The following is a 19,957-nucleotide window of genomic DNA, read 5'->3' as shown; positions in this document are numbered from 1 at the left end:
ACACGGGCAGACGCATGGGCATTCATCCGAGACTTTGCTGCTGCCTGGTCCACTCCGTTGTCGCCAACTGACAGATTTACATCGGCCGATGTACAACGAGCTGAGGACCGTCTCGGGTTGCGTCTCCCAGCGGCTCTCAGGGAGGCGTACGCGTTGTTCGGTCGACGGCGTGACCTGGTTGCGCGGCACAATCCGATGCTGGAGCCGGACGAGTTGCTGCTCGACCCCACGGGTGAACTGTTGGTGTTTCGCAGCGAGAACCAGGGCTGCGCCGGGTGGGGCGTGGCTCTGGCCGACCTTTCCCGTGAGGATCCACCGGTCGCCCTCTTCGGTGATCGCCTGCCCGGTTCCAGTCGGCTTGATTACCTCGACCGCTTCTCGCTGGCCTGCGTGGAAACCGTCCTCAGCGAAGCCGCGTCGGCCAGCGGGATCGAGGGCCGCACCTGTCAGGCAACGCCCGAGGTGGTTGCCTGTCTGGAGGAGGAGTTCGCTCAGGTGGCTCTGTCGCCGTATCCAGCGTGGTTCGACCCCATGGGGCCGCCCGTGCGCTGGTTCTCTGCCGCTGGGTTGCTGCTCTGTCTGGAGCCCGGCTTGGAAGGACTGGGCCTTGCTGTCATCGGCAGGACGGCGGCTGATGTCCAACGTGCAGTCGAAGCCATTCCCGGTTCCTGGCCGCCCACAGGCCCTTCAGCAACGAAGACGGTTGACGATCGCGAGTGGGTTCTGCCGTTCTGAAGCTCATGTGACGTGTGAGGTCCCGGGAGATGTTGGGCGGGTGGCTCAAGGACATGCTTGATGTCCCCGGCAGATACCGGACAGTTGCTGCTTCTCCCTGCGACTGACTGCCCTGACCTTGGTGAGCGGCTCGTCGTCATCGCGGGGGCGGGTGGACAGCTCGGTATCTCCGCCGAGGACGCGGTAGCAGGCGCCCTCCAAGATGATCGTCACGACCTTCCCAGCATGTGCCGCACCGGCTCTCAGTCGCTCTGCCTCGACCGTGATCCGGCCCGCCGCATCATCTTCGCCGGGCTCGCAGGGCCCGGCCTGCACAGAGGGCGGGATAACTAGAGTGCGCGGACTGCGAGCCCTGCTGATCTGGGGCCGCTATGTGGATATCGACCAAATGCTCTGCGGGTCAGCCCCGTTCCTGCTACGGTCTAGGTCTGTCCGACGGATCATGTGATCGCCTCGCGTGGACCATTGTGTTGGTCGTGGGGCGGGGCGATCGTCTGCCACGGCACCGTCACCGTCGCGTCGATACGCCTCTGGCTCAGGCCGTGATCAGCCCGTCTCCGGGGCCTCTGCCCGCCTCGTGAGATCTGTTGCGATGTGGTCCCAGTCCGGTCCGTGCAGCCACAGGTTCTCGGCGGCCTCTCGCATCAACGCCAGCTCGTCCGGTCGCTGCAAGAGCACCAGCCGATAGGACAGGTTGCGGACCCGAATCGGCAACCGGCCGTCAACTATGTGCGGACATAGCTCACGCAGCATGGCGACGATCGAATCCGCGTCGGCGAAGGTCAGCTCCTCGACGAAGTGGTGCTCCCGGTGTTCGAGGCCGCACTCCGGCGTGGGTCGATACTCATCTCCGTAGAGACATCGGGCATGCTCCGTCAGGGTGCTGTGCATGTCCTGGAGCCTACGACGCCCTGATCCGCCGGACAGAACCTAGTCCCGGAGCGCGCTCTCGACGGCTGAGGCCACTCGGCTGCGTACGTTGCTGTCCTTACCGGTGTCGCCCGTAAGGGAGAGGATCTTCACGTTTTCCCCGGACGGCGTCTGGCTCGGCGATGTCTTCGTGCTGTCCTTCACGACGAGGAAGCGTGTCTTCGGGAACTTCTGGCTGTTGAGGGCTACCGCGCCTTCGGGTGCCGCGCCCACCGTTAGGACGACCGTGCACTTGCGGCCCGCCAGCGCGGCAAGGTACGGCGCCGCGTTACCCGCGCTCTGCTCTCCCGCCACGGCAAGGTAGCTCACCTTGGCATGGGTTTCCGCCGAGGCATCCTGCAAGCCGCCCCACACCTGACCGGCCGCCGCCTCTGCGAGCCCACTTTCCGGCGTGAGGAGGCAGGCTTGCTGCTCGGTGTATGCGCGTGCTCGTGTGGGCGGGATGCGGGCGTCGGTCGAACCACCAGAAGTTGCTAGAGCAATGATGGCGACTGCTACTGCTATCAACCCCACCCCGCCCAGCGTCCATCGCCAGTGCGCACCGATCCATGCCTTCACGGCAATCCTCCCAAGAGCCCCGCGGCCCGCACCGCAGGCTGGTCCGCATATCGAGCGCGCAGCATACGTGTATCCGGCCGGCCCCTCTGAGGGCGGCTCCGCCTACAGGCGTGCAGTTGTCAGTTGTGGCCCGCATCCGCACCACCCGTCACTGCGAACCGAGGCTGAGCCGGCGTAGCCGGGCAGGGGGATACCTCACGCCGTGGACAGGACGTGACACGCGGCGGCAGTGTCGAAGTCGACGGCTGTGCCTGATCCAGCCGACCGGGTGCGCTGATTCGCACCGTCCGGTCCTGACGCAGCGTCCGGTCCTGACGCAGCGTCCGGTCCTGACCCAGCGTCTGGGTCTATGGACGAAGCCCGCTCAGGGAAAACCCGCTGGCCAGACATCCACCAGGCCAACCACGCGAGGCGGGCGGGTGAGTGCACTGCTGGCCACCCTCGGAGCTCTTCCCTCCGACACCGCCTGGCGTGCACCGACGCTCCGCGCCCGCCCCGGCTTCAGCCGCGAGCACCCCTCCCAGGTATCCCTGAGGCCTTGGTCCGGCAAAGATCTGTAAGTACGAAAGCGGAAGTAACAGGGCGATCTGCGAGGGATTCCAACGGCCCAGTAAACACCTGGACAAGAGGAGCCCTTGAGGGGTTTCCAAGTCGTAAGTGGAACCCGCAAGCTCTGTGAGTTTTGTGTGTCGATCTTGTCTGGAGTCCGTGCCGTGCGCGCTCGCCCCTTCCGCCGTCATCCCCGGTGGAATGCTCTACGTCGTCGGTGGCTGCGTGCCACCGCGATGATGGCGTTCGTCGCCATGGCCCTGGTTCTGACGACGGAACAGGCCTCTGCCGACGGCGCCACGCTGCCCGCGCTCTCCATGCCGCACCTGTCCTGGTCGGCCCTCGCCGACTGGTTCAAGGATCCGACGTGGGGGCACATACCCCGTCAACAGGGCGGCAGCGCGGCCGGGTTGAGTCACCGGGCCAGCACCGCGTCGACCCAGGCCGGTAAGGGTGCGGGGCGGGCCCCGGGTAAGGGCAAGGGCGAACTCGACGCCTACCACCCGTACGCGAAGGCCTCGAAGTCCGGCCCGAGCGCGGCGATCGGTGGCTTCTCCGCGAACACCAGCAAGCGAGACGCCGCCAAGTCCACCGCCACCGAGAGCGTCTTCGACAACGCTGACGGCACGACGACACGCCAGATCGCCCAGAAGCCCGTCAACTACCGTGACGCGGACGGAAACTGGCAGCCCATCGATACCCGGGTCAAGGTCGGCAGTGACGGTCGCCTGCACGAGAGTGCCAACTCGCTCGGCATCGACCTCGCGCCCCGCAGCACCGACCCCGCCGTCGTCTCGGTCAGTACCGACAGCGACCACGCCCTGTCGTTCGGGCTCCAGGGTGCGGCCGAGGTCGCGGGCAAGGCGGACGGCTCCAAGGTCACCTACCCCGGCATCCTGCCTGCCACCGATCTGACGGTCGTGCCGACCACCACCGGTGTCAAGGAAGCCGTCGTCCTGCACTCCGCGCAAGCCGCCGACTCCTGGACCTTCCCTCTTACCCTCAAAGGCCTCACCGCCGTCCAGAACAAGGACGGCGCCATCGACCTGCGAGACACGAGCGGCAAGGTCGTTGAACGGATCCCGGCCGCCTACGCCTATGACTCCAAGGTCGACCCGCGTTCCGGCGACCCGGCCACCACCTATGCCGTGAAGTACCAGCTGACCGGCGCCTCGGGCCACCAGGCACTCAAGGTCACCTTGGACGCGGCCTGGCTGCACGACCAGGCCCGTGTCTTCCCCGTCACCGTCGACCCGCCGGTCATCACCGATGGCTGGACCACGACTTACGCCGAGTCGGGCACCACCGGTGACCATTCCTTCGAGCAGACGGTGAAGATCGGCTCGTACGACTCCGGTCCTCACTCGGCGGCCGCCTACGTCAACCACTGGTACAGCGGCTGGGACGGCTCCAAGGTCACCGTGACGGCGGCCGACCTGAAGCTCTTCGACACCTGGGCCTCGACCTGCACGCCCGAGCGCCTGGACGTCGCCCAGGTCACCAAAGCCTGGACACCGACGGGAGTGACCAGCTACCCGGGCCCCTCCTACGGCGCGTCCATCGGCAACGTCACCCCGTCCGTGCCCCACGCCTGTGCCAACACCGCCGCTGACCACAGTGTGGGCGACTGGGTGGATGTCCCCCTGGCCACCGCGTCCATCCAGGGCTGGATGAACGGCACCACCGCGGACTACGGCCTCGCCGTCTACGCGGCCACCAACGACACGCTGCACTGGAAGCAGTTCGGCTCGTTCAACGACGGCACCCTTACTCCGCGCATCGTGGTGACCTACACCGGGACCACGCCGCCGCAGGTCTACCAGCAGTACCCGAACAACAACGCCACCGCCTACACCACCACGCCCGAGCTCACCGCCTGGTCCGGCGGCGCCGACTCGCAGGCCAACACCACCACCAAGTACCAGTTCCAGGTCTACGACAACACCAACGCCAAGATCGTCGACTCGGGGCTGCTCGCCACCGGCGACTACGTCGTCCCGGCGGGCAAACTCAAGTGGGGCCAGACCTATTACTGGACCGTGCAGTCCTACGACGCCGGCCTCTATTCCGGCGCCACCTGGTACTCCCTGAACATCCAGGTACCCCAGCCGCTGGTCACCTCGGGACTCTCGCAGAACGCCAGTGACCACGGCTTCGACCCGGCCATCGGCAACTACACGACCTCGGAGACCGACGCCACCATCTCCACGGTCGGCCCCTCGCTGGACGTCAGCCGCGACTACAACTCCCGCGACCCGCGCTGGACCGGTGCCTTCGGCGCCGGCTGGTCGTCCATCTTCGACTCCCGCGCCACCGAGCAGTACAACCCGGCGGGCGCCGTGGCATCCGCCGTCGTCAGCTATCCCGACGGCTCGCAGGTCGGCTACGGAAAGAACGGCGACGGCACGTTCTCGCCACCATCGGGGCGCTTCGCCACGTTCAAGCCGGTCACTGGCGGCTACACGCTGACCGACAAGAACGACACGACCTATGCCTTCACCCAGTCGCTGGGCTCCGGCGCCTACGGCCTGACCTCGGTCACCGACGCCAACGGCCGTGCCATCAACGCCACATGGACCAGCGGCCATGTCGCCAAGCTGAGCTCGGCCACCTCCGGCCGTTCGCTCACCCTGACCTGGTCCACGCCGTCCGGCGCGAACACCGCGCACGTATCGACGGTCGTCACTGACCTCGCTGATGCGGCCGACCCGACCAGTGCACAGACCTGGACGTACGGATACGCGGGCGACCAGCTCACTTCCGTGTGTGCGCCGCTGACCACGACCGAATGCACCAAGTACACCTACACCTCCGGTTCGCAGTACCAGAACGCCTCGCTCGACCTCGGCCCGCACGCCTTGTGGCCGATGGGGGAGTCCTCCGGGACCACCGCCCAGGACGCTGTCCTCGCGAACCAGGGCACCAACAACACCACCTACAGCAACGTCACCCTCGGCACTCCTGGCCCGATGGCCGGCAGCACCGGCACCGCAGCCTCGTTCAACGGCACCAGCTCGTACGCGACCCTGCCGTTCGACATGGGCAACAACACCGACTCGGGTGCGCTGTCCCTCTGGTTCAAGACCTCTGCCGGTCCCGGCGTCCTGTACTCCTACGCCTCCCAGCCGGTCACCGCCGGCAACTCGCCCGGCGCGTACACGCCCACGGTGTACGTCGGTACCGACGGCAAGTTGAAGGCCGAGTTCTGGAACAGTGCGGGCATCGCCCCGATCAGCACCAGCGGAGCGGTCACCGACGGCAAGTGGCACCACGTCGTGCTGTCCGCCGCCGGCAACACCCAGTCGCTCTACCTCGACAGCGCCAAGGTCGGCTCCCTCGCGGGCACCGTCTCCATCCAGCCGGGCGTCGCCTTCGGCAAGAACCAGCAGTACAACACGCTCGGTTCGGGCTTCCTCGGCGGCAACTGGCCCGATGAGCCGCACCAGAGCAGCAGCGACAAGACCGGTTACGCCACCTACTTCAACGGCTCCATAGCGGATGCCGCCTGGTACGACCGGCCGCTGGTGTCCGCGGACGTCACGGCGCTCTACCAGTACGGCACCCACGGGGCGAGCCTGCTCTCCTCGGTCACCCGGCCCTCCGGCAAGACGTACGCCGCCATGACGTACGACGCTGCGACCACCACACTCACTCAGCTCACCGACGAGAACGGCGGCACCTGGAAACTCGGGGCACCCACCGTTACCGGCTCCAGCCAGACCTACCGGGGCGCGGTCCTGGGCGGCGCGCCCGCCACGTACTACCGGCTGGGCGAAGCGGCCGGCGCCTCCACCGCACTGGATGAGACGAGAGGTGGCACCGGCACCTACAACGCGGTCACCCTCGGCGCCGCCGGCCCCTTCAGCGACCAGAAAGCCGCGACCTTCAACGGCACCAGCTCCTATGTGAAGGTCCCGGACGCCCAGAGCGGGAACACCTCCGCATCGGCCGAACTGTGGTTCAACACCACCCACGGCACCGCGATCCTGATGAACGCGCAGAACGCGGCCATCGGCGCCTCACCGACCAGCATGGCGCCCCAGCTGTGGATCGGGAGCGACAACAAGCTGTACGGCGGCTTCTACACCGCCACCGGCGCGGTTCAGATGGGCACCACGGGAACGGTGACCGACGGCAAGTGGCACCACGTGCTGCTCTCCGCGTCGCCCACCAGCCAGACGCTCTACCTGGACGGCGTGCAGGCCGCCACCAAGACCGGCACCGCAGCGCTCGCCTCCGGCAGCCGCACCACCGACTACCTCGGCGCGGGCACCACAGGTGCGGGCTGGACGGGTCTGCCCAACGGCACGGTCGCCTACTTCAACGGCACCCTCGCCGAAGCTGCCTCCTACCGCACCGAGCTCACCGCGCAGGACGCCGCCGCACACTTCCACGCGGGCCTGAACTCCACCGGTCTGCTGCCGGTGGAAACCGTCAAGGTGACCTCCCCGGCGAACGTGGTCTCCACGTACACCTACGACGTCGACAACAACATGCGCAAGCTGTCCGAGACCGACGGCCTGGGCAACACCCACAGCTTCGGGTACGACACCGGCGGCTTCGAGCACACCGTCACCGACCCCAACGGCGCGACCACCACCACCGGCCACGACGTGCGCGGCAACGTCGTCTCCACGACGGCCTGCCAGAACCAGGCAGCCAACGTCTGTTCCACGGACTACTTCACGTACTTCCCGGACGACACGAGCGCACAGCTCACCACGGCCGACCCGCGTAACGACATTCTGCTCACCCACCGCGACGGCCGCTCGGCGTCAGCGACGGACCCGACCTACCTGACCAGTTTCAGCTACGACGCCGCAGGGGACGAGACGGCCGTCACCGGACCGCCGGTCGCGGGCTTCCCCAAGGGGCGCACCTCGACGACCGTGTTCAGCGACGGCACCGCCGCCTATCCGGCGGCCGACTCCGGGAACGTACCCAAGGGCCTGCCGGTCAAGACCGTCTCGCCGGGCGGCGCTGTCAGAACCGTCGCCTACCTGCACACCGGTGACGTCGCCTCCACCACGGATGCCGCCGGACTCATCACCACCTACGGCTACGACGGGCTGGGCCGGGTCAAGTCGAAGAAGGTCGTCTCCGACACCTACCCCGCCGGCCTCACCACGTCGTACACCTACGACAAGGCCGGTCAGATCGTCGAGGAGGACGACCCGCAGCTTCTGAACCGGGTCACGGGCGCCACCCACGCCGCCGCCACCACCACCGTCTTCGACATCGACGGCAACGTCACCTCGCAGACCATCAAGGACACCGGCGGCGGTGACGCACCGCGTACCGAAACCCAGACCTACGACGCGTACAACCACGTCGCCACCAAAACCGACGCCAACGCCAACGCGGGCGGCACCAACGGCGGCACCGTCACCTACACCTACGACACCTCCGGCAACAAGATCCAGGAGGTGTCGAAGTCGGGCACGACGACCCAGTACACCTACGACGACAACGGCCACCTGCTCACCCAGGTGCTCACCTACACCGGTGACCCGGTCAACCCCCAGACCGCGACCCAACTGACCGAGTCGTCCCGGGCGTACGACCCGGCGGGCCGCCTCGCGTCGATCACCGACTCCATGGGCGCCACCACCTCCTACACCTACACCGACGACGGGCTCACCGCGAGCGCCACCAAGAAGAGCGCCGACGGGAGCTCCTCGACGCTGATCCAGTCGACGACTTACGACGCGGCCCGCAACCCCCTCACGCAGACCACCGACAACGGGCAGACCGTCACCAACTACACGGTGGACGCGGCTTCCCGGACCACCTCCACTGTCGTCGACCCGACCGGCGTCGACCGGGTGACCGCCCTCTCGTACACCCCGGACGACAGGGTCGCCACCCGCACCGAGCACGACTCCTCGGGCTGGGACCGGACCACCTCGGCCACCTACGACGCGGCGGGCAACCCCCTTACCCAGACGCTCTATGGTGACGCCTCGGGCCACCCGTCCGCCTGGTGGAAACTCAACCAGAGTGCCGGAACGAACGTCACCGATGTCTCCGGCAGCGGTTACACCGGCACGGCCACGGGAGTGACCTGGGGCAACGACGCGGCCACCTTCGCCGCGACCAACGGACAGCAGGTCGCCACCAACGGCCCGGTGCTCGACACCAGTGCCTCCTACACCGTCTCCGCCTGGGTCAACATGGCCTCCCTGCCGACCCACAACGCGACGATCGTCTCCCAGAGCGGCACCAACGCCAGCTCCTTCTACCTCCAGTACAACTACGCGCACACCGGCGCCCCGATGTGGAGCATGGAGCAGACGAACGGGGACACGGCTGCTCCGTCCTTCCCGTCCGCCTACGCCACCGCCGTCCCGACGGCCAACACGTGGACGCACCTGGTCGGCGTCTACAACGTCTCGAACGGCACCAGCCAGATCTACGTCAACGGCACGCTGTCCGGGACCGGCACCAACACCACTGCGTGGAACGCGTCCGGGCCGCTGACGATCGGCGCCGGCAAGTACGCGGGCGCCGCCGCCGACCTTCTGGGCGGGTCGGTCTCCAACGTTCAGGTCTATCCGCGAGCCCTGACCAACACGGAAGTCGGCTCCCTCTACGGAAACGGGCGTACCGGCGGCACGGTCGGCTCCTCCAGCCAACAGACCACCAGCTACACCTATGACAAGCGTGGCCTTCCGACGTCGATGACCGACGCCAACACCAACACCACCAACTACTCCTACGACGAGGCCGGCAACCTCGCCGTCACCACCGCGCCCGCCCTCCAGGTGGAGACGGCAGGCGGCACGCCCGTCACCCAGCGCCCGGTGACCACCGTCGGATTCAACGCCTTCGGCGAAGCCGTCGAAGAAGTCGACCCCAACGGAAACCAGACCACGACGGTCTACGACGCCAACGGCAACAAGGTCTCCGAGACCCTGCCCCCGTACACTCCCGCAGGTTCCTCGACCTCCATCACGGCGCCTTCGACGTGGACGTACGACAGCGACGGAAACCGGCTGACGGCAACCACCCCTGGCGGCCAGACCACCAGCTACCTGTACGACCAGATGGGCGACGTCGCGCAGATCACGGAACCCAACGGCGCCACCCTGCACTACACCTACGACACCAACGGCGAAAAGCTGTCGCTGACAGACGGCACCGGTGCCAGCACCCAGGCGACCTACGACTACCTCGGCCGGCAGCTCACCTCGACCCGCCTTGAGCGCTACCCGACCGCCCGGACCCTGACCACCACCAACTCGTACGCGGTCACCACGGGCAATCCTTACGGTGCGAACCTCGCCTCCACCACTACGCCCGGTGGAGTCACCACGGCCTACGGCTATGACCGGGCAGGCGAACTGACCTCCGTCACGGATGCCGCGGGCAACGCCACGAAGTACACGTACGACTTCATGGGCAACCGGCAGAAGACCACGCTGCCCGACAACACCTGGACCCAGACGGACTACGACGCCCAGGGCCACCCCACCCTCAACACGCAGTACGACGCCGCGAACAAGCAGCTCAGGCAGACACACCAGACGTACGACGCGGTGGGCAACATGGTTGCTTCCACCGACGCCAACGGAAACACCCGCCACTTCACCTACGACGCGGCGGGCACCGCCACCCAGGAGATCCAGCCGGTCACCGCCACCACGTCGATCACCACCTCCTTCGGATACGACGCCGCAGGAAACCGCACCCGGTTCACCGACGGGCGCAACAACTCCTGGCTGTACACCTACACCCCGTGGGGCCAGCAGGAGACGGCCGTACAGCCGGCCACCAGCCAGTACAACTCGGTGGCCGACTCCACCACCACCAACACCTATGACGCCAACGGCCAGCTGACGGCCACCACACAGCCCGGCGGAGTCACTACCGCCATGACCTATGACAAGGTCGGCAACCTGCTGACCGCGTCCGGCACCGGCGCCGACGCCGCGACCGCCAGCCGTAGCTTCACCTACGACCACAACGGCCAGATGCTGACCGCCGACACTGCCGAGGCGGGCACGGTCGGCGCCAAGGACCACCAGGCCGCCACCCACGAATCGTTCTCCTACGACGACCGGGGCGACCTGCTCTCCGCCTCGGGCGCGGCCGGCTCCTCCAGCTTCACCTACAACAACGACGCCTCACCCCTGACCCGCACCGACGCCGCCGGCACCACGTCCTACGGCTACGACACGGCGGGCCGCCTGTCGACCCTCAACGACGCGGCGAGCGGCACGGCACTGACCTACACCTACGGAAAGCTGAACGAGGTCGGGTCCATCAAGTACGGGACCAGCGGCCAGCTGCGTTCCTACACCTACAACAGCTCGCACGACCTCACCGGCGACACCCTCATGCAGGGCACAACAACCCTGGCCTCGATCACCTACGGGTATGACCCCAACGACAATCTCACCTCGAAAAACACCACCGGGGTAACCGGAGCCTCCAACAACACCTACACCTACGACCAGGCCGACCGACTCACCTCGTGGAACAACGGCTCCACCACCACCGCGTACGGCTATGACGCCTCGGGCAACCGCACCCAGGTCGGAGCCAACGTCTTCACCTACGACGCCCGTGACCAGGTCACCTCGGACGGAGTGCACACCTACGCGTACTCGGCCCGCGGCACCCTGACCTCGGACACCTCGGCGGCCAACGGCCAAGTCACCTACACCACGGACGCGTTCGGCAACCAGATCACCGCCGGTTCGCACTCCTACACACTGGACGCCGCCGGACGCAACATCACCGACGCGGTCACCGCGAACGGGTCCACGCGCACGTTCCAGTACTCGGGCGCGGGCAACACCATCGCCTCCGACGGCGAGTACACCTACTCCTACGACCCGTCGGGCAGCCTGACCGGCATCAACACCGGGACCACACCGGGCTCGGGCGTCCTGGCCCTCACCGACACCCACAACGACGTCATCGGCACGTTCACAGCGGGCGCCAACGCGCTGGCCGGTTCGGCGACGTACGACCCCATGGGCAATGTGACGGCCGGCGTCGGCATGACCGGCCACCTCGGCTTCCAGTCCGGCTGGACAGAGGCTGACACCGGCAAGGTCGGCACCGCCTCACGGTGGTACAACCCGGCCACAGGAACCTTCCTCAACAAGGACTCGGTCTCGCTGAACCCGATGCCGAACGAGGCCGCGGCCAACCCGTTCGCTTACGTCGGGGACAACCCCCTGGACGGCACGGACCCCTCCGGCCACTGGGGCTGGGGCTCCATCGGACACGCCCTCAGTTCCGGCTGGAACTCGGTCACTTCGTCGGTCTCCAGCGGGTGGAACTCCGCCACCTCCTGGGCGAGCAGCACGTACAACACCTATGTCGCACCGGTCGTGCACACGGTGACCAAGGTTGCCAGGCACATCGCCACCCGCACGGTGCACCGGCTCTACGACGGCTACCGCGCGACCGTCCGATTCTCGCGCCGCGTCTACCACTACGCCGTTCGCAAGGCCCGCCCCTATGTCCGAGCCGCGGTGCACATCGTGCACTCCGCCTACCACGCCGTCAGACAGGTGGCGAAGCACCCCCTGTCCTCCGCGATCCATCTAGCGAAGAGCGCGGGCAAGGGTGCGCTCAAGATAGGCAAGGCAGCGCTCAAGAACACCGTGGCGGCCGCCAAGACGGCGGGGACCTTCGTCAAGCACCATGCGGCCGCGATCACTTCGTTCGTCGTGTCCACCGCAGTGTTCATGGGCTGTGAAGCAGTCACGGTCGGCGTCGGCACGATCGGCTGCGCCGCGGTGGCCGGCGCCGCGGGCTCGCTGGTGGACCAAGGCTTCAAGTGTGCCGAACACGGCGGATCCAGTTGCAGCGTCGGGGCGTTCGCGGGTTCGGCGGTGACAGGCGCGGTCTCTGGTGCGCTCGGTGGAGCCCTCGGCTCCCTCGGCGGCAAGCTCCTGAACAAGTTCGCCCCCAAGGCGATGGAGGCAGTGGGCGGGCTCTTCGGCAAGGGCGCGAGCGAAGCGGAGGAAACAGCCGCGACGGATGCGACGGAATCAGCATCGTCACGGGCCCACGCGGACGAAGCCGGATCCAGCAGCGAGGGCGGCGGCTGCCGCATCGGAGGGCCGCACAGCTTCACCGGCAGCACCAAGGTCCTGATGGCCAACGGCACCGCGAAGGCCATTGACCAGATCAAGGTCGGCGACACGGTGGCCAACGCGGTCCCGGGCGCGAAGGGCACGCAGGCGCACAAGGTGACAGCGGTCATCGTGACGAAGACGGACCACGACTTCGTGGACGTGGCGGTGAAGGCGCGGACCAAGGCCGCGACTTCGGCCAAGGCCCTGGGAAGCAAGGCGACCCGCAAGGCAGCGCTGGGCCTGGCGGCCGCGGCGACGCTGTTCGCGACGGCGGCCCCGGCCCACGCGGCGGAGCAACCGGAGCCCACGTCGGCCTCGACATCGTCTTCGGTTCCGACTTCGGCTCCGGCTTCGGCTTCGGAGGCGACCGCGCAGGGCGACCACCTCACGACCACCTTCCACCACCCGTTCTACGACGAGACCCAGGCCGCCTTCGTCGAGGCGAAGGACCTGCACGAGGGCGACGTCCTCCAGACCCCGACCGGCACGGCCGAGGTCACGGACGTGCGGCTGTTCCATGCGAACACCACAACGTATGACCTCACCATCGGGGCTCTGCACACGTACTACGTGAAGGCGGGGAGCATTGATGTCCTTGTCCATAATGCCAATCCATGCGGCCCGGACCGGGCAGCGCCGGGGCACACATATCGAGGCGGCCAGTACAAGGGCCTGAAGGACATTGACCCGGTTACCGGAAAACTCAAGACAACAAACGTTCCAGGAACCGAGATAAACCACATGCCCTCGTTCCAAAGCGTCGAAGACTTTGGTATGCCGTACGGTGATGCGCCGGCAATCCAGATGGACTACGTCGATCACCGAGCCGTGTACACGACTGGTAGAGCGCGCGCCGCCAACGCTTTCAGGGCTCTCCAGAAGGAACTGGTGGGTAATGGTAGGATCGATGAGGCGCTCCAGATGGATATCAATGACATTCGAAATAGATTCGGCGCCAAGTATGACGGCGCTATCAAAGAAATGATTGGACAATTGCCAAACAATCCGGTATATCAGGCCTTGAGGACAGTGCCTAGCGCGGTGGGCTAGTCTGCCCCTCCCGGGTTGGCGTTGTGTTCGGCGGACGTCCGTGTGGCGTCAGCCCGGGAGAGTTCGTGGCGTTCATCCAGTTGTACCTGACGCGGGAGTACTGATGTCGATTGAGCTCAACCCTCCGGACCGGGTGGGGCCCGTGGCCGTCGGGATGTCAATGGGCGAGGCAGAGGAGGCCCTCCGTTCCCTTCCTGGCTTCGTGCGGCTGGGTACGGAGGGCGGCACTTTGGAGACCCGGGGTTTCGCGACGTACTCCGATGGCATGGCAATCGCCGCTCATCTCGGGACGGGCGGGAAAGTGGAAGCTATCGAGGTGTTTCGTCCCCTGGGTGGAACTCCAGTTATGCTGGATGGCGTCGATGTTTTTGCAGGGTTGGCCGATGAGGTAATTGCACGATTCGCCGCCCGTGGCGAGCTAGTAACCGAGGATCGAGGGCGCACCATCATTCTTCCCGGGCGTATGGTCGTATTCGGGCGGGAGGATATCCCCCGGCCTGAAAACCCCGAGGCGGGGCTGCATTTCGACTCCGTTTTGGTGGCGCGGCCCGGGTACTACGACGCACCCTGACAGGTCTTCCACACGCTGCACTCAGGGTATTGAGTGGGAACGTTGGTCTCTTTGCCACAGGTTGCAGTGAGGGTCTTGCATCCATACCGTCGCTGGGGTCGCCAGGCGAGCCCAGCGGGGCCAGCCAAGGCGACGCCGGTCGCCAGTGCGACCAGTGGCATACGTTGGTGCAGATGACGGTTGCCCCAGCCGCATCCGGTTGGTGTCGGTGTTGCACCGCGAGGCGACGGCCACCTCGAGTTTGCCTCCAGCTATCCGCTGCAACAAGACGCGAACCGACTTCGGCGGAGCGAAGTACCTTCTCGAGGATGGCTTCCTGGCCCGCGGGCGGGCGTGGCCGAAGGGTTGGGCGCGACCTGTCCAACGTAGATGCCACGGACCTATAGCCTCACCCTCGGAACTGCACATCTATTCCGCGCAGGCCGGGCTGTGCCGGTCCTCGACCACCGTTACAAGGTGGTTGGCGTGCCTGCTCGCCCGGCCTGTGACTGGATGCATGTGGTGCTCCCGCTAGTCATCTGGGCAGCAGGCCCGTAGGGACTACCAGGCTGCCTTCGATGGGTAGGGCGCCAACAAATTCACTGCTTCATCTGTTCAGCACCACGAAGGACTTTCATGCGTCTCGTACCGAGAACCGCTGCTTTGCTCGCCGTCGCGCCGCTCTCGCTGGCGCTGACCGCTTGTTCCTCAGGCGGCAGCTCAACCCCCGCCGGAGCTGTAAAGCCAACCTCTAGTGCTTCCGTGACCCCCAAGGACCCCAACATGGGCCTGGCGACCGGAGCGCAGTTGAAGGCCGCGCTCGCGCCCACGTCGTTCTTCGGTGCCGGCTATGCGGTGGATGAGTCTGGGGTACGTGACTCGGGGCCCATGTATCAGGAGCCGAGCAGCGCGCCGGCCTCCCTGGCCAAGCCGGACTGCACCAAGTTGGGGGGTACCAGCTGGATAGCGATCACCGGTGACACCGGCGTTTCCTTCGCGCAGAACGACTACGCGAACAAGAACACCTCCGCCGAGATGGCGCAGGAGATCGACGTGTTCAGGGGGACGACCGCCCCGACGGTCCTCACCCACCTCAAGAAGGCGGTCGCCGCCTGCCCGACCCTTAAGGACGAGGACACGAAGACGACGGCCAAGGTCAAGGGTGCGACCACGTCCGGCATCGGCGACGAGGCGTACACCATCACAGTCACCGACCCGGCCTGGCAGAACGGCTCTACGTTGATCGCGGTGCGGCGCGGTACGGCCGTGGTGACGGTGCTTTCGACTGCTGGCCATGACAATGGCGCCGCGAGCGCGAAGAAGCTGGCGGCGCACGTGGCGGCGGCCTTGGGTACCAAAGCGAAGGGGTAGGCGAGGCGCGAGCTCCTCGGGGTGTGGCGCCTCCTCGGCCGAGACTTGCCCTGATGAGGAACACGGATTCCTTCAGGGGTTGATGCGTGACGGGTGAGGCAGCTGGTGACCCGCCTCGCGGTCGGCGGCGGGGGTGGCGCCTGCGGCGGTGCGGTGCGCGCAGCGGCGATGCAGGCGCGGGCCATCTGCTCAGTGCCCGGTACGTACTCAGCGATCAGTTCGCGATGAGCGAGGCCTTCTGTCCACTTCCGGGAGAAGCCGTTGACCGCGACGTAGGTGTGCTGGGCGTTGGCCGGGTCGGCTTCAAGGCCCGAGATGTAGTGGTGTGGGGTCGATCGTTCCTTCGACGGGAAGGCCGAGCTGGTGCCAGCCGGTGGCGTCGGCGTTGCTGACCGCCATGCCACGGCTGAAGCACTGGTGGTTGCAGGGCCCGCACCAGCCGCCGTGCACCGTGCCGTCCGAGGAGTCGCCGCGGTGGCCACATGGCCGCTGCCGAGGCCGTAGGCGCTCTAGCCACCCACCAACCTCCTTGTGAAACCAGCAGGATCCGCAGGAGCAATGGGATCACGTGACCGCCCACCGCAGGGGCCAGCTGTGCGCCCCCTGCGGTGGGCGATCCACATGGAGGCTAGAACCAGTTCGCCCACCCGAAGGTGAAGAGATAGGACCGTCGCAGTGCGTCTGCGCCTCGGATGCCTTGCAGGAACATGACCCCCAGCGTCACGAGGGACAGAGACGCAAAGGCGCCGCCCACCAGGGCACCGACGGGTCCCGCGCCGAGACTGATCACACTCGCGACGATCACAATCCCGCTCCGGCCAGTGGATCCGGGGCCTGAAACGTCCGGGACCGGTACGAGTGCTGGGGCCGGACAATGTCTGCGGTCCCGCGCTGAGACCCAAAGGTTGATGCGACTCCTGTGACCCCCGCGATGCCGGGACCGTAGCGGCGACGAGCCCTGTCGAGGGTCGAGGGTAGCTTCGAGGGCGCCAAGTTCAAGGGAGAAGTCCGCCGTTCACGCTGCGGAGGTAGAGCCGCTGGTGCCACTCGTTGGCGTCCGGTCCGGGGTCGGTGGCCAGGACGGGGTGGGGGCCGGGTCTCGATGAGGTGCAGGAGCGTCCAGGCGACGCCGTAGCAGTCGTCGGGGCCGAAGCAGGAGACGAGCGCTCGGGCTTCCTCTCCCGTAGCCGGCTTCGGGATCGCTTCGAGTTGCGCGACGCGCCTGTCGATCTCTTCTTCGCTCGCATCCCAATCGGGGAGCGGGCCGTCGGCGACGAACGCCTGTACCTCGGGTCTCATGAGCGCATGATCAGCTTTCACCGTCACCGCAAGCAAGGTGTGTTCGCCGGTCAGGCTGCCGCAACCCCTGCCTGCGACGGCGCTGGGAAGGCGAATCGCTCGTAGAGGGGTTCGCGCTTCTGGAGGCAGGGGTAGAGCTGGCCGATCATGCGGTTGAAGAGGTTGCGTTGGGCGGGGGCGCGCCAGTCGCCTTGTTCGCGGAGGCGTCGGTAGTAGGCGTTGGCTCCGGTGGACGCTCGGAGTGAGGCAAGGCCCAGAGGTAGCCGGCGTGGTTGAGCCGGTCGTTCTTGACCAGCGTCGGCTGATGGCGGACTTCTTGTCGGAGGCTCTGGTGATGGGTGAGGCGTCGACGCCCCCGACCTGATCAACAGCGCGCCCTGCGCGAAGTGGTGGTTCTTGCGCATCAAGGCATCCGACGTACGCGACCTCGCGAAGCTCCTTGACGCCGCCTCCTACAGCGCCTCTCTCAGCGAGTAGCGGTCCCAGCCGAGATGAGGTGGGGTGCTTGGCTCATCGGAGCAGCCACGTCGCCCCTGTCAGCGTGTGGGGCCGCCAGGGGCGTATCCGCCCCAGGTCCCGCCAGCTTCGGTGACCAGGCGGGTGACGGTCCTGTCGCGATAGCCGAGTGCCTTCGCGATGACGGGGGTCGGGCCAACGAGGCGGCGACCACGGGGGTTTGGCCCCCGGCTGCGGCGGCGATCGTCGACCCGTTGGGCGACGGCAGTACAAGCCGAGGAACAAACGGGGCGCGTCGCAGCGAGGCCGGGGACAGTGACCACGGCGAAGCCTGGGTGGCCGCGCTTCGTCCCACCGCCAAGACGGCATCTACCTGTTGGGCAAAGCCCACAGCCGACTCATCCCGCCAGCGATAGGGGAACACTTGCGTGCCTGCCTCGACTGCCACGGTCACGGACGTGGTGAACGACAGCACGTCGACGACCACCAGGCACGTCACCTCACGCGCGAGTCGTTTCGCCCCCTCCGGCCCCCACTCCATACGCACACCATGGCCAGCCTGCACAAAGTCATCACCCATGGCCGACGATCATGCCACCAACTAGCTGACGTCGAGCCGCGGATCTGCTTCTCAGCTAGATCCTCAACCTCCCGGTCGCTGTTGGGACGTTGGGGTCAAGCTCTGCTGTCAGTGACTTCTCGCTGCCACCTCTGCGCCGTTTCGTTCCAGGAGATCGTCGTGGTCACTCCCTCGCCGGTGGGTGCTGCCAGGGATTCGAGGTCGGTGACGGCGAGAGCAGCCAGTGCCGCGTCGGGAAGGTCTGGCGGCACAATGAAGCGCAGGCCTGTTGCGGTCTCCTCGACGACCACCTTCTTGCGGTGGTGGATGGCAGGTGCCTCAGTGGCGTACCGGTTGATGACGCGGCGGGCCGTCGCCCGTGCCGCGTCGAAGGCCTGCTGCCCCGCCTGCGAAGCGAGTGACTGAAGGAAGGGCAGAACCGCGGCGGAGACAGTCACCCCCACGACAGCCAACACCGCATCCGGAACAGGGGAGGCCTCGGGAGGAAACGGCTCCGGCTGGAATGCTGGGTGGGAAGCGCCGAGCTCATACCAGCCGACGCCCAATTGACAGCCGATCATATGGCGATGCATCTTCCGCAGGAGCCTGGCATTCTCCTCCGTACGGTGCCCGCCGACAGCCACCACGTGATCCAGCCAGGCGCTCGCCTCCTCCACGAATATCGACTCCGCCATGACCCTTGTGTACAGCGTCAGGACAAGTGCCTGCTCCGGCTCGTCGTTCTGAGCACTCATCATTTCCCCCGGTCCGGCTGCCGCGGCCAGGTGGCCCCGGTTTCCTTGTGCCATCGGTTCAGAACGTACGGCCACTAGTACCAAAGCCGGATGAGTGCCACCAGACCGTCTTACGCCATGGACCGAGCCGAGATGATTACTCTGAGAGACGAGGGCCGATCTGTCTCCTGACCTCCAGCTGCTACCGAATGCAGGCGCCGCATTGGGTCCACGGCCACGGTTCCCCCTTAGCTTGGTTTTTCGAGAGCACCGATAGGCAACGCCATGGCCGCCAGCAACCGCCATATGCCCGGCGACTCACTGCGCTCCTGGCTGCTGGGGACACGGAGTGACCTTCCCGGGCGATGAACTGCCCGGGTGCTGCCGTACCGCGTGCGAAGGCTCGAGCCGCTCTGGCCGCGGTGGTCTGTGCGGCCGGTTTGGCGGTTGGGGCGTGGGTCGGATGCCGAGGTCGGTGAGGTGCTCTTGCTGGACGGCGGACAGGGCCGTCCATGGAGCGGCTTGCTGATAGAGCGAGGTGCCGAGGTCGTCGAACAGGGCGCCGGGCGCGATCACGCGCAGCGTGCGGTCGGGTGTGTCGGCGGCGAGCTGGCCGAGGACGGCATGGTGACAGCGTGCGGGGGAGTAGGTACGCCCCTGCGGTGAATCGGAGCGCTCCCGGGAGCGCATGGTGGCCCGTCGTCTGCCGCGCGTTGGTGAGCGGCCGCGACACGTTGCTGCTCTGCCGGAGGGCACCGGACCTGGAGTGCCCGAGGGGTCACCTTCTATTGCGTGGTTGACCGGGGCATCGTGCAGTTTCGGTCACAGTTTCGGTCACCCATGCCATGGGTCACGGCGTTGCCGTCTCGCTGCCGGCCACCCTGGTGGTGGGCCCGCTCCGTGGGGCGCGGTCTGCCGGCGTGGACCTCAAGGAGCAGGCTCGCCAGGTCGACGCGGCGATGCGGGGGTACGACCGCGCGGGCTACGGCGCAGGTCGGCTGTTGCGGTTCGGTCTGCTCGCCGGCGCCGCCGGATGTGCGACAGGGCCGTTCGTGTGCAGTGCCGTTCT

Annotated in this window: 9 protein-coding genes; 5 read left to right on the top strand and 4 right to left on the bottom strand. The window is 66.9% G+C overall.

Annotated features, from left to right (window positions below):
• The first annotated feature begins 195 nt into the window (after positions 1 to 195).
• Positions 196 to 735, top strand: coding sequence for a hypothetical protein (locus DWB77_RS38655; protein ID WP_246033370.1), 540 nt, complete (start codon positions 196 to 198; stop codon positions 733 to 735).
• A gap of 45 nt (positions 736 to 780) precedes the next feature.
• Here DWB77_RS38655 and DWB77_RS37550 read toward each other — a convergent pair whose 3' ends face one another.
• From DWB77_RS37550 to DWB77_RS37545, 3 genes are all read right to left on the bottom strand, one after another.
• Positions 781 to 948: a hypothetical protein gene (locus DWB77_RS37550; RefSeq protein ID WP_162952371.1), complete on the bottom strand. Its 168-nt coding sequence runs from the start codon at positions 946 to 948 to the stop codon at positions 781 to 783.
• A 333-nt stretch (positions 949 to 1,281) separates the two neighbouring features.
• Complete coding sequence (locus DWB77_RS02505; RefSeq protein ID WP_120719671.1) at positions 1,282 to 1,626, bottom strand: hypothetical protein; 345 nt, start codon at positions 1,624 to 1,626, stop codon at positions 1,282 to 1,284.
• A gap of 39 nt (positions 1,627 to 1,665) precedes the next feature.
• Positions 1,666 to 2,223, bottom strand: a complete 558-nt coding sequence (locus tag DWB77_RS37545; protein ID WP_162952370.1) for a hypothetical protein — start codon at positions 2,221 to 2,223, stop codon at positions 1,666 to 1,668.
• Positions 2,224 to 3,026: 803 nt separating this feature from the next.
• On the opposite strand from DWB77_RS37545, the gene DWB77_RS02495 reads away from it, so the two are divergent.
• The 4 genes from DWB77_RS02495 (at position 3,027) to DWB77_RS39585 (ending at position 17,616) form a co-directional block, all read left to right on the top strand.
• On the top strand, positions 3,027 to 13,919 hold the full coding sequence (locus DWB77_RS02495) for a LamG-like jellyroll fold domain-containing protein (protein ID WP_162952369.1): 10,893 nt from the start codon (positions 3,027 to 3,029) through the stop codon (positions 13,917 to 13,919).
• A gap of 103 nt (positions 13,920 to 14,022) precedes the next feature.
• Positions 14,023 to 14,490, top strand: coding sequence for a hypothetical protein (locus tag DWB77_RS02490; protein ID WP_120719668.1), 468 nt, complete (start codon positions 14,023 to 14,025; stop codon positions 14,488 to 14,490).
• A gap of 762 nt (positions 14,491 to 15,252) precedes the next feature.
• The gene (locus tag DWB77_RS02485) at positions 15,253 to 15,840 is read left to right on the top strand and encodes a hypothetical protein (protein WP_246033368.1); all 588 of its coding nucleotides are present in this window, start codon (positions 15,253 to 15,255) and stop codon (positions 15,838 to 15,840) included.
• A 1,659-nt stretch (positions 15,841 to 17,499) separates the two neighbouring features.
• A complete protein-coding gene (locus tag DWB77_RS39585; RefSeq protein WP_120719666.1) occupies positions 17,500 to 17,616 on the top strand; it encodes a hypothetical protein in 117 nt (38 codons plus the stop codon).
• Positions 17,617 to 18,270: 654 nt separating this feature from the next.
• On the opposite strand, the gene DWB77_RS02460 is transcribed toward DWB77_RS39585, so the two are convergent.
• Positions 18,271 to 18,963 (bottom strand): hypothetical protein, encoded by a 693-nt coding sequence (locus tag DWB77_RS02460; RefSeq protein ID WP_162952368.1) that lies wholly within the window; start codon positions 18,961 to 18,963, stop codon positions 18,271 to 18,273.
• Positions 18,964 to 19,957: the final 994 nt, after the last annotated feature.

It is taken from the genome of Streptomyces hundungensis (genome assembly GCF_003627815.1).
In the GTDB taxonomy this organism is placed as follows: Bacteria; Actinomycetota; Actinomycetes; order Streptomycetales; family Streptomycetaceae; genus Streptomyces; species Streptomyces hundungensis_A.
This window is presented reverse-complemented; position numbering and strand designations above follow the sequence as displayed.